Source organism: Mycobacterium sp. NGS62, from assembly GCF_059812285.1.
In genome coordinates this window covers 170,260-181,994 of the sequence record NZ_JCALCK010000004.1, presented here as the reverse complement: position 1 = coordinate 181,994, position 11,735 = coordinate 170,260, and the positions used below count along the sequence as shown (strand labels likewise).

General features: G+C 67.9%; 11 protein-coding genes and 1 riboswitch. Of the genes, 7 read left to right on the top strand and 4 right to left on the bottom strand.

Features of this window, described 5'->3' with window-relative positions; genetic code table 11:
• Nucleotides 1–12: 12 nt before the first annotated feature.
• Complete coding sequence (locus tag AC5Y49_RS12940) at nt 13–1,854, top strand: serine/threonine-protein kinase PknD (RefSeq protein ID WP_499887543.1); 1,842 nt, start codon at nt 13–15, stop codon at nt 1,852–1,854.
• Nucleotides 1,855–1,946: 92 nt separating this feature from the next.
• Complete coding sequence (locus tag AC5Y49_RS12935; protein ID WP_499887998.1) at nt 1,947–2,768, top strand: endonuclease domain-containing protein; 822 nt, start codon at nt 1,947–1,949, stop codon at nt 2,766–2,768.
• A 111-nt stretch (nt 2,769–2,879) separates the two neighbouring features.
• Here AC5Y49_RS12935 and AC5Y49_RS12930 read toward each other — a convergent pair whose 3' ends face one another.
• The 3 genes from AC5Y49_RS12930 to glnX are packed head-to-tail and all read right to left on the bottom strand — an operon-like array spanning nt 2,880 to nt 7,446.
• Entirely contained in the window at nt 2,880–5,150 is a 2,271-nt protein-coding gene (locus tag AC5Y49_RS12930) for a serine/threonine-protein kinase PknG (RefSeq protein WP_499887541.1), read from the bottom strand.
• On the bottom strand, nt 5,150–6,130 hold the full coding sequence (locus AC5Y49_RS12925; protein WP_499887539.1) for a glutamate ABC transporter substrate-binding protein: 981 nt from the start codon (nt 6,128–6,130) through the stop codon (nt 5,150–5,152). The genes AC5Y49_RS12930 and AC5Y49_RS12925 overlap by 1 nt, the downstream gene beginning before the upstream one ends.
• The gene (glnX, locus tag AC5Y49_RS12920; RefSeq protein WP_499887537.1) at nt 6,127–7,446 is read right to left on the bottom strand and encodes a protein kinase G-activating protein GlnX; all 1,320 of its coding nucleotides are present in this window, start codon (nt 7,444–7,446) and stop codon (nt 6,127–6,129) included. The genes AC5Y49_RS12925 and glnX overlap by 4 nt, the downstream gene beginning before the upstream one ends.
• Before the next feature lie 121 nt (nt 7,447–7,567).
• Between glnX and AC5Y49_RS12915 the strand changes: the two genes are divergently transcribed.
• A complete protein-coding gene (locus AC5Y49_RS12915; protein ID WP_499887536.1) occupies nt 7,568–8,179 on the top strand; it encodes an NUDIX hydrolase in 612 nt (203 codons plus the stop codon).
• On the opposite strand, the gene thiE is transcribed toward AC5Y49_RS12915, so the two are convergent.
• Nucleotides 8,163–8,834, bottom strand: a complete 672-nt coding sequence (thiE, locus tag AC5Y49_RS12910; protein ID WP_499887534.1) for a thiamine phosphate synthase — start codon at nt 8,832–8,834, stop codon at nt 8,163–8,165. The genes AC5Y49_RS12915 and thiE overlap by 17 nt on opposite strands.
• A gap of 32 nt (nt 8,835–8,866) precedes the next feature.
• A riboswitch (TPP riboswitch) is annotated at nt 8,867–8,981 on the top strand.
• Here thiE and thiO point away from each other — a divergent pair.
• From thiO to AC5Y49_RS12890, 4 genes are all read left to right on the top strand, one after another.
• Nucleotides 8,972–9,991, top strand: a complete 1,020-nt coding sequence (gene thiO, locus AC5Y49_RS12905) for a glycine oxidase ThiO (protein WP_499887532.1) — start codon at nt 8,972–8,974, stop codon at nt 9,989–9,991. It overlaps the preceding riboswitch by 10 nt.
• Nucleotides 9,988–10,185, top strand: a complete 198-nt coding sequence (gene thiS / locus AC5Y49_RS12900; protein ID WP_499887530.1) for a sulfur carrier protein ThiS — start codon at nt 9,988–9,990, stop codon at nt 10,183–10,185. The genes thiO and thiS overlap by 4 nt, the downstream gene beginning before the upstream one ends.
• Complete coding sequence (locus AC5Y49_RS12895; RefSeq protein WP_499887528.1) at nt 10,178–10,936, top strand: thiazole synthase; 759 nt, start codon at nt 10,178–10,180, stop codon at nt 10,934–10,936. The genes thiS and AC5Y49_RS12895 overlap by 8 nt, the downstream gene beginning before the upstream one ends.
• On the top strand, nt 10,933–11,685 hold the full coding sequence (locus AC5Y49_RS12890; RefSeq protein ID WP_499887526.1) for an SGNH/GDSL hydrolase family protein: 753 nt from the start codon (nt 10,933–10,935) through the stop codon (nt 11,683–11,685). Before AC5Y49_RS12895 ends, AC5Y49_RS12890 begins: the two co-directional genes overlap by 4 nt.
• The last annotated feature ends 50 nt before the right edge of the window (nt 11,686–11,735 follow it).

The following is an 11,735-nucleotide window of genomic DNA, read 5'->3' as shown; positions in this document are numbered from 1 at the left end:
AGGGGACACGCAATGGGGCAGCAGCCCGATGACGCACGAGTCGGGACGCGATTCGGCCGCTACGAGATACGGGCGGTCCTCGGCCAAACCGGCGTGGGCCGGGTCTACCAGGCCGTGGAAATCGGGCCGGACACGGCCGGGGAGCGCACGGTCGCGGTTACCGTGTTGCCACCCACCCTGGATCGCGAGCGATTCTTCCGCGAGTTGCCGATCGTGGCGGGCCTCTCAGATCCGCACCTCCTGCCGCTTCGTGATTGGGGCGAGACCGACGGCGTGGACTATGTCGCGACGGCGTCGACATCCGGTGAAACATTGCGGTCGCTGCTGAGCATGTATGGGCCGATCGCCCCGGCTCGCGCGGTGGCGATCGTCGAGCAGCTCGCCGCGGTCCTCGACGTCGCTCACGCGGCCCGGCTGACCCACCGGGATATCAAGCCGGAGAACATCCTTGTCACCGGCGACGACGTCGTATACCTACTCGGCTTCGGTATCGCCGACACAGCACTCGACGGACGGGGACCGACGGCGGGCACTTATGCGTACACGGCGCCGGAGCGTTTCGACAACGAGCGGCCGACCAGCCGCGCCGACGTGTATTCGCTGACCGGCGTGCTGTGCGAAATGCTGACCGGTGACAGTCCCTTTGCCGGCGCAACGACGGTGAGCCAGGTGATCAAGGCGCACCTGACCGCCGCACCGCCCAAACCCAGCCTGCTGCGACCGCGTGCCATCCCAGCTCGATTCGACGCCGTGATCGCGCGCGGGATGGCCAAGAACCCGCAGCACAGGTTCGCCACCGCTGGCGATCTGGCCCGCGCTGCCCGCGATGCACTCTCGGCGCCGCCGCACGACGCACCCACGATGGTTCGTCGCACTACCGACAGTCCGCCGGCGCGCATCCGCAATCGGCCCGCGGAGCCGATCCCTGACTTCGGCTTCTCTTCCGACGTGGTCGCCGAGCCCGAGCCGCGGGGTCCGAAGCTGCTGCCGCTGGCGATCGTTGTGGTGGTGCTGTTGTTGACCGTCATCGGCCTCCTTGTGTGGTGGATCGCGTCATCGGGCAATGACCAGCACGGGCAAGGGGCGGGATCCACACCGACGACGTATCAACCAGACGTGCTGCCGTTCAGCGGTCTCACCGGACCGGAGGGTGTGGCCGTGGACGCGTCGGGCAACGTGTACGTCACCAACATCGACAACGACCGGGTGATGAAGCTGGCGGCCGGCTCGACCCACCAGACCGTGCTGCCATTCACCGGCTTGAAGGAACCGTATGGCTTGGCGGTAGACGCGGACGGCGGCGTGTACGTCGCCGACACCGACAACGATCGGGTGCTGAAGGTGGCGGCCGGGTCGGATAGCCAGACGGTGGTGCCGTTCACCGGCCTCAAACGCCCGGCGGGTTTGGCGGTGGATGGGTCGGGCAGCGTCTACGTCGTCGATACCGGTCACGATCGGGTGCTGAAGCTGCAGGCCGGGTCGGAGGACCAGACGGTGTTGCCGTTCAACGACCTGGAACGGCCGAAGGGCGTGGCGGTGGACGGGTCGGGCAGCGTCTACGTCGTCGACACCGGCAACAACCGGGTGCTGAAGCTGGCGGCGGGGGCGGCCGGCCAGACCGTGATGTCGTTCACCAGCCTCAAAGATCCATCCGGTTTGGCGGCCGACGCAGCGGGCAACGTCTACGTCACCGACGGCAGCAGGCTGGTGAAGATGGCGGTCGGTTCGACCAAGCAAACCGTGCTGCCGGTCAGCGACCTCGGCTACACCAGAGGTGTGGCGGTGGATGCCGCCGGCAACGTCTACGTCACCGATTACGGCAATGATCAGGTGGTGAAGCTGGTGCCGGGCTGAGCCTGTGGACTGAGGTCGACGTCGTTTCGAGTCTGCGTGCGATCCTTCGGCGTGTGCGGGACGTGGCGCAGCCTTTCATCGGCAGTGCGGCGATGGCGCGTGGTGTGCTGAGCCGTCATCAACTGCGGTCGCGCTATCGCGTCGTGTATCCGGATGTCTACCTGCCGAAGGACCTCCAGGTGTCGCTGGAGCAGCGCATTGCGGCGGCCTGGCTATGGTCGGATCGCGAGGCGGTCATCGCCGGCGCCGCCGCTGCGGCGCTGCACGGCGCCAAGTGGATCGATGCCGACATCCCGATCGAGTTGAACCACCCCAATACTCGCCCACCGCAAGGCATTGTGACCCGACGCGACGTGTTGCGCGATGGCGAAGTGACCGTGGTGGCCGGGTTCAGGGTCACCAGCCTGGCGCGGACCGCGTTCGACATCGGTCGGCGGGAGCCGCGCCGCGCGGCGGTGGCGCGACTTGATGCACTCGCGCGCGCCACGGGTTTCAAACCAGACGACGTCACCGCCGTCGCCGAGCAGCATCGCCACGTACGTGGACTGCGTCGGTTGGAGACGGCGTTGGATCTGGTCGACCCTGGCGCCCAGTCGCCGCGCGAAACGTATTTACGGCTGCTGCTCGTCGAAGCCGGTTTGCCCCGGCCGCAAACGCAAGTCGCGGTACTTGGTGGCGATGGCCTGACGGTGGCCTACCTCGACTTGGGCTGGCCGGAATACCTGGTGGCCGTCGAATACGACGGTGACCACCATCGCACCGACCGCGCGCAATACGTCAAAGACATTCGCCGGCTCGAGATGCTCGAACGCATGGGCTGGCTGGTTATCCGCGTAGTAGTCGAGGATCACCCCGCCGATATTCTGCGGCGGGTTCGCCGCGCGCTGCAAGCACGGGCATCGACTGTGCGCTAGGGGTTTTCAGTGTGTACTCAGGGCGAAAAATCGGCCGAACTTCCGCCAACGATTCACACTCAAAGCCAACGATTCACACTCAACGCGGGGAGGCGGGGGAGGCGGGGCGCACTAGAAGGTGCTGGGCGGCCGCACCCGGTTCGCCATGTCGACCAGCGTGTAACGGTGTTGCTGGGTGGGCGCCACCCGGGCCAGGCCGCGCAGCGACGCCTCCACACCCAGCCGTAACCCGTGTTCGGTGAACGGAAAACCCAGAATGTGGTTGGTGCTGGCCTCGTGCTCCTGCAGCCAGTCCATCGCACTGCCCAACACCAGGGCGCGGATTTGCAACACCCGCGGTTCGGTCGGCGGCAACGCCTCCACCCGTCGCGCGGCATCGCGGATCTGCTCTTCGGTGATCTCGCTGGTCGACCGGCCGGACAGCAACGTTACCGCGCTGGTCAGCCGCGCAGTGGTGAAATGCCTTGAGCTGGCGGGTACTTCGTCGAGTGTGCGTACGGCGCCGGCCCGGTCGCCCTCCACCGACAACGCCCGCGCCAGCCCGAAGGCCGCCGAGATCACGCCCTCGTCGGTGTTCCACACCGTTTCGTAGAACTTGTGCTCGTCGGAGCCGCCGGCCAACTCCGCGGTGGCGGCCAGCGCCATCTTGGGGGCCAATTCACCGGGGAAGGTGTCGAGTACCTCGGTGAAATGCTTGATCGCCGAGTCGTAGTCGCCGGTGAGCAACTCGGCGACGGCGCGATACCACACCAGCCGCCACCGCCAGCCGACCCGCTCGGCCAGGTCGTCGAGTTTGCGGGTCGCCTTGGCGACGTCGCCGAGGTCGAGCAGCGCACGTACTTCCATCAGCGGCAACTCCACCGACTCGGACAAGTCGATGCCCTCCGACTCCAGCGAGCCGTGCCGGACCGCGCGCAACGAGTCCAGGGTTTGCACCGGCTGGGAGAGCACCGTCGCCGACAGCACCGGTGCCGCGACATCGGCCGGATCGACCAGCGGCACCTGCAACGCGGTGACGATCTCCTTGGCGGTCAGCTTCTCTGAATGCACCCGCCCGTCCAAATACACATCGGTGTGGGCGACCAGCAGGTCCACTCCGAACGTGGCGCGCGAGCGGGTGAAGATCGTCGACAGACCCGGCCGCGGCACCCCGGTGTCCTGGGCGACCACCTCGCGCAGCACACCGATCAACTGGCCCGACATCTCCTCGGCGCTGGCGAACCGCCGTCGCGGGTCGGGATCGATTGCACGGCGCAGCAACCGGGCGAACGAGTCGTATTCGGCCAGCAGCGGGTCGTCCTCGGGTAGCCCGTCGACATAGCGACCGCTGCGGGTGCGCAACTTCATCGTCAGGGCCGCCAGCGTGCGTCCCACCGTGTAGATGTCGGTAGCCACCGTCGGTCCGGTGCGCACGATCTCCGGCGCTTGGTAGCCGGGCGTGCCGTAGAGGTAGCCGAACGAGTTGATCCGCGACACCGCGCCCAGGTCGATCAGCTTGAGCTGCTCTTCGGTGAGCATGATGTTCTCCGGCTTGAGGTCGTTGTAGACCAAGCCGATGGAATGCAGATACCCCAGCGCGGGCAGGATTTCCAATACGTAGGCGATGGCCTCGGCGACCGACAGGTTCTCACCGCGGCCACGCTTGAGCGACTGCCCGCCCACATACTCCATGACGATGTAGCCGACTGGGTCGCCGTGCCGATCGGTGTGCTCGACGAAGTTGAAGATCTGCACGATCGACGGGTGCACCACCTCGGCGAGGAACTGCCGTTCGGCCATCGCGATCGCCTGCGCTTCGGCGTCGCCGGAATGCACCAAGCCTTTGAGCACCACCGGGCGGTCGTTGACGTTGCGGTCGACGGCCAGGTACACCCAGCCCAGCCCGCCGTGCGCAATGCAGCCCTTGATCTCGTACTGGCCGGCGACGACATCACCCGGATTCAATTGCGGCAGAAACGAATACGGGCTACCGCAATACGGGCACCAACCCTCTGACAGGGCTTTGCCGTCCGGGCTGGACCGGCCCACCGGCCGCCCGCAGTTCCAGCAGAACCGCTTGGACTCCGGCACCACCGGGTTGACCATCAGAGCTTCGCGCGGGTTGGTGTCGGGTATCCGCGGAATCTCCACCAAGCCGCCGCCGAGGCGCCGAACCGGCTGGGCAACTCGGGTCGGCGTCGTCACGCGTTCTCGCGGTTCGGTGTCGACGGTGCCCTCCGAGGTGAAGTCCTCGTCGTCGTCGTCGAAATGCGGGCGGTAGAGCGCCTGGGTCGACACTGGTCGCATCGTCGGGAGAGAGTCGGATGTCGCGTCGGCGGGCTGGGTGCCGGGGGCGTTGTCGTCGTCCCCGAGTTGCCTGCGTTCTGAACCGGATGTGCTCATCAGTCCAGATACCTGGGGCCCGGCGGGGCCGGCGCCGGACCGAGCACGTTCAACCACTTGCGGTACAACGTGTTCCACGTCCCGTCGCGCCGGATGCGTTCCAGGGTGCCGTTGACGAAACGGACCAGCCCGGTGTTGTCCAGATTGATTCCGATGCCGTAGGGCTGGGTGTCCATGTTGGGCCCGACGATGTGCAGATACGGGTCCTGGGACACCAGCCCGGCCAGGATCGTGTCATCGGTGCTGACCGCGTCAACCTGCCGCTGCTGCAATGTCACCAGGCAGTCAGCCCAGTTGACCACCGACACGACCATCGGCGGCGGGGTGATCTCACGGATTCGGCGGAACGACGTGGTGCCCTGGGCCACACAGACCCGCTTGCCCGACAGGTCCGACGGCTTGGTGATCGCCGAATCGCCGGGCGCCAGAATGCGTTGGTTGGCATCGAGGTAAACGGTGGAGAAGTTCACCAGCTTGCGCCGCTCGCAAGTGATCGTCATGGTTTTGACGACGATGTCGACGTCCGACTTCTGCAACGAGGTGATGCGCTCGGCCGACGAGAGGATCCGGTACTCGGTCGCCGAGGGGCTACCGAAGATGTCGCGGGCCACCTCGCCGGCGATGTCGACGTCGAACCCGGTGATCTGACCGGTGATCGGGTCGCGGAAGGACAGCAGGTTGCTGCCGATGTCGAGGCCGACGATCAACCGGCCCCGCTGCTGGATAGCGGCCACGGCGGCATCGGCCTCGGCTTTGGTGGGAAACGGTCGCAGGCTCGCGGTGGCGTTGCAGTCGTCACCGGATTTCGGCGGCGATTGCGGCGGCTGCGGCGGCAGCTCCTGCATACCGGCCGGGGTGGGCGGAGGCAACGTCGGCGCCGTCGCCGTCACCATCGACTCCGAGCGACCGCAGCCAGCCAGCACCACCATGGCCGCCGCCACTGCGGCACATAGCATCCGCGCTTGCGATCGCCGCGTCATCGGTACTCGTTCAGCCGCGGCCACAGGCCCAGGGCGACCGCGATGGCAGCACTGAGGCTGAGCACCGCGCCGCCGGCTGTGGCGCCGGACAGCCCGCGACGTGCGTTGAGGACGTCGTTGCGCAATTGATTGCGGCTTTGCTCCATCGTCTTGCGCAATGCGCTGTCGATTTTGTCGAATGCCGGGCTGGAGTCGTTCTCACCGCTGCCGAGCGCAACCTGGGTGGCGGCTTGATAGTTGCCCACCGAGATGTAGGAGTTGATCCGGTCATTGGCCCGGCGCCATCGGACCAGCAGCTCGTCGGCGTCGCGCAAGTCGGTTTTGTCGACCACGTCCGGGCGGGCGAGGTATTGGTCGAGCTGCTGGCGCATCTTGTCGATGTTTCGGTAAAAGGACTGCTGGCGGTCTTCTTCGTCCCCGCGCCGGATCAAGGACAGCGTCTCGTCGGCACGCGCTTGTTGGGCGGTGATCGACAGGTTGGTGACGGTCTTGAGCGATTCTGCCGCAGTGTCTTTCGCGCTCTGACTGCCGGAGGTGGAAATCCACAGAGCCGTCCCCACCCACACCACCATAATGAGAATGGCCAGGCCACCGGCCACAAGTCCGGGGTTGATTCGCCGTTGGGTGCGACGGCCCAGCCAGCGGTGCGCGAACGCGCCGAAGAACACCGTGGTGACGACAATGAGAATCACCGGCGCCGGGATCTGAGTGGACGCACTGGTTTCGGCGTCGACTCGCTCCGAAGTCGCGCTGTAGAGCTGCTGTGCGTCCGGCAGGATCCTGGACTGCATCAGCGCCGACGCCTCGGACAGATACGACGAACCGACGGGATTACCGGCGCGGTTGTTGGTCCGCGCAATCTCGATCAGCCCGGTGTAGACGGCCAATTCGGCGTTGATCCGGCCCAGCAGCTCCACCAGCGGCTCATCGGTCAGCCCGCTCGACGCGCGGGTCACCGCGACCGCGGCATCGGTGATGGCTTGTTCGTAACGCTGCCGAACGGTGCGCGGCTCGGCCTGGGCGATGAACGCGGTGGCCGCAGCCGCGTCGGCCACCGACAGCGTGGTGTAGAGCCGTCCGGCCGCGAACGCCAGCGGCTCGGTGTGATTCAGCACGGTGGCCAGCGCCTGCCGGCGCTGGTTGATCGTCGTCGAGGTGGCGAACGCGCTGAGCCCGCCCAGCATCGCCAGGATCACGCCGATGGACAGAATGCGGCCCGGCGTGGTCGAGATGAACCACCAGCGGGGATGGGCCGGTTCCGTGGACGACCGCAATCCCAGCGGCTCAGTCGATGGATGCGCCAGCTCAACGGTCACGTCGGTTCGGACCCCAATTCTTCAGGACGTGCGTCCCACGAACTCTATAAGCGAAGTCTAAGAGTTGGGCGTACCGATGCGTGGAAGCTCGGCGCTTAACACCCCTGCTTATCCTGAACGCGTGCGCGGCGACGGTGACGGCTGGGTGGTCTCCGACACCGGCGTGCCGTACTGGGGCCGCCACGGCGCGGCCGGTCTGCTGTTGCGCGCGCCGCGCTCGGACGGCACTCCGGCGGTGTTGTTGCAGCACCGGGCGCCGTGGAGTCATCAGGGCGGAACGTGGGGATTGCCCGGCGGGGCACGCGACAGCCACGAGACCGCCGAGCAGGCTGCCGTCCGGGAAGCTTTCGAGGAGGCCGGGCTGCCCGGTGAGCGGCTGTCGGTGCGGTCGACACTGGTCACGGCCAGCGTCAGCGGCACCGGCTGGACCTACACCACGGTGATCGCCGATGCCGGCGAGTTGCTGCACACCGTGCCGAACCGGGAAAGCGCCGAGCTGCGGTGGGTGGGCGAGGACGAGGTGGCCGCCCTGCCGCTGCACCCGGGGTTCGCCGCCAGCTGGCAACGGCTGCGGACCGCTCCGGCGACCGTGCCGCTGGGCGCCGGCGACGAACGGCGCCGCCACCTGCCTCGCACCGTCGAGATCGAGACAGGGGAGTTCCTGTGGTGTACCGCCGGACTGCCCGACCAAGCGCCTTCGCAGCTGAGTTATCGGATCAGCGCGCTGCTGTAAGCGCCGAACTGAGCTGCTCGGCGGCCGCTTGCGGATCCTGGGCGGCGGTGATCGCGCGGACCACCACGATCCGGCGAGCACCCGCGGCCAGCACCTGGGGCAGTCGCTCGGCGTCGATCCCCCCGATCGCGAACCACGGTTTGTCGCCGGCCAGTGCGGCGGCCGCCTGTACCAGGGGCAGCCCCGGCGCCGGGCGGCCGGGTTTGGTCGGAGTCGGCCAGCACGGCCCCGCGCAGAAATAGTCGACATCCTCGGCGACCGCGGCGGCGACCTGCTCGGGGTCGTGGGCGGACCGGCCGATCACCACGTCGGCCCCGACGATGTCGCGCGCCACCGTCAGCGGCAAGTCGTCTTGACCCAGGTGCAGCACATCGGCGCCCGCGGCGCGGGCGATATCGGCGCGGTCGTTGACGGCGAGCAGCGCACCGTGCCGGCGGGCCGCGTCGGCGAGCAACTCCAGCGCCGTGAGCTCGTCGCGCGCCTCCAGCGGGCCGAGCCGCTGCTCGCCCGCCGAGCCCTTGTCGCGCAGCTGGATGACGTCCACGCCGCCGGCCAGCGCGGCGTCGGCGAATTCGGCCAGGTCGCCACGCTCTCGGCGGGCGTCGGTGCACAAATACAGCCGTGCGTCGGCAAGCCGCCTCCGAGGTTCGTGCACACCGCGACGCTAGCGGCTAGCGTGGAAAGCTGACGAATCACGGGAGTCCCAGGGTGATGGCTACGGGGGCTGAGAGTGGGCACGCCTGCCCTTACCGTTCGACCTGATCCGGATCATGCCGGCGAAGGGAGCAGAACATGGCACCCGACCTCGGATCGCTGGCCGTCGTCGGCGGCGGCGTCATCGGGCTGTCGGTGGCGCGCCGGGCGGCTCAGGCCGGCTGGTCGGTGCGGGTACACCGCAGCGGCGAGCACGGCGCGTCCTGGGTGGCGGCCGGGATGCTGGCCCCGCACAGCGAAGGCTGGCCCGGCGAGGAGCAGCTGCTGCAACGCGGATTGCAGTCGCTGCGACTCTGGCACGAAAGCGGCTTTCTGGACGGTCTACCGGCTCAGGTGATCACCGCCAGGGAGTCGCTGGTGGTTGCCGTTGACCGCGCCGACGTCGCTGATTTGCACACGGTCGCGGACTGGCTCTCGGCGCAGGGCCACCCGGTGGTCTGGGAGTCGGCTGCGCGCGACGTGGAACCTTTGCTGGCGCAGGGTATTCGGCATGGTTTCCGAGCGCCCACCGAGTTGGCGGTAGACAACCGTGCCGTGTTGGATGCCCTGGAAGCGGCCTGCCGGCAACTCGATGTGCAATGGGCCGGGCCGGTGGATGACCTGGCGGCCGTCGAGGCCGATGCGGTGGTGATCGCCAACGGAATCGACGCTCCGCTGTTGTGGCCGGGCCTGCCGATCCGGCCGGTGAAGGGCGAAGTACTGCGGCTTGCGTGGCGTAAGGGCTGTATGCCGGTGCCCCAGCGTGTCATTCGGGCGCGGGTGCATGGCCGGGCTGTGTATCTGGTGCCGCGCGGCGACGGTGTGGTGGTCGGTGCCACCCAGTACGAGCACGGTCGCGACACCGCCCCGGCGGTGTCCGGTGTGCGCGACCTGCTCGACGACGCGTGCGCGGTGTGCCCGGCGCTGGGCGAGTACGAACTGGCGGAGTGCGCAGCCGGGTTGCGCCCGATGACACCGGACAACCTGCCGCTGGTGGGACGTCTGGACGCCCGCACGCTGGTGGCTGCCGGGCATGGCCGCAATGGCTTTCTGCTGGCCCCATGGACCGCCGAACAGATTGTGTCCGAACTTCCTTCTATGGCGGGAGCCCTCCCATGATCATCGTTGTCAACGCAGAACAGGTCGAAATCGAAGATCAGACCACCGTGGCCGCGCTGCTACGGTCACTGGGCTATCCCGACCGTGGTATTGCGGTCGCGCTGGACCGGGCGGTACTGCCGCGGTCCGACTGGACGACAACGCTTTCCGATGGTGCGCAACTCGAGGTGGTGACGGCGGTGCAGGGTGGCTGACTCGAAACTGACCATTGCCGGTCGCGAGTTCGCGTCCCGGCTGATCATGGGCACCGGCGGTGCGACCAACCTGGCGGTGCTGGAGGAAGCGCTGGTCGCGTCGGGCACCGAACTGACCACCGTCGCGATGCGCCGCGTCGACGCTGAAGGCGGCACCGGAATGCTTGACCTGCTGGGCCGGCTGGGTATCACGCCGTTGCCGAACACCGCGGGCTGCCGAAGCGCCGCGGAGGCGGTGCTCACCGCGCAGCTGGCCCGCGAAGCGCTGCACACTGAATGGGTCAAGCTGGAAGTGATCGCCGATGAACGCACGCTGCTGCCCGACGCGGTCGAATTAGTGCGGGCCGCTGAGCAATTGGTGGACGACGGCTTTGTGGTGTTGCCCTACACCAACGACGACCCGGTGCTGGCCCGACGGCTGGAGGACACCGGTTGCGCGGCGGTGATGCCGCTCGGGTCGCCGATCGGCACCGGGCTGGGTATTGCCAATCCGCACAACATCGAGATGATCGTCGACGCCGCCGATGTTCCGGTGGTGCTGGACGCCGGCATCGGAACCGCCAGTGACGCCGCGCTGGCGATGGAGTTGGGCTGTGACGCGGTGTTGTTGGCCACCGCGGTCACTCGGGCCGCCGACCCGCCCGCGATGGCCGCCGCGATGGCCGCCGCCGTCACCGCAGGCTATCTGGCGCGCAAAGCCGGACGTATCCCGAAACGATTCTGGGCGCAAGCATCCAGTCCGGAGCTATGACGAAACGGTATGTGGCACTGGGTAGTTCAATGGCTGCCGGTCCCGGTATCCAGCCCCGCGCCAAAGGTGCGCCCTGGGGATCGGGACGGTCGGCCCGCAACTACGCCCACCTCGTCGCGGAGCAACTCGACCTCGACCTGGTCGATGTCACGTTTTCCGGGGCGACCACCGCGCATGTGCTGGCGGAGCGTCAACGTGGCGCACCGCCACAGGTGGATGCGCTGGATGGCTCTGAACAGTTGGTCACCATCACGATCGGCGGCAACGACGTCGGCTACATCCCGATGCTGATGGCCGCGTCGCTGCCGCGCGTCGCGCGGCTGTTGCCGAACGTCGCAGCCCTGCTCGACCGCGCTGCCCGCGACCAAGCGCTGAGCCAGGTCGGCGATTCGCTGCGCGCGGTCGGTGCAACGGTGCGCCGGCGCGCTCCCAGCGCGCGGGTGATTTTCGTCGACTATCTGACGATGCTGCCACCGAACGGGCAACGCGCGGCGCCGCTCTCGGACGCCGACGCCGGGCTCGGCCGCCACATCGCCGCGCGACTGGAGGAACTCACCGCGGCCGCAGCGCAGGCCACCGGCTGCGGGATCGTGCGCGCCGGACAGGCCAGCCGTGACCATCACGCCTGGTCGGCCGATGCCTGGGTGGTCGGTGCGGCCTGGCCACTGCCCTGGCGTCCGGCACCGTTTCATCCCAACGCCGCCGGAATGCGCGGCGTCGCCGAGTTGCTTGTGGCTGCAACGCACTGATTGATGCACCGCCGCAGCGGGTAGGCGATCGCGGACGCCACATGCGCCGT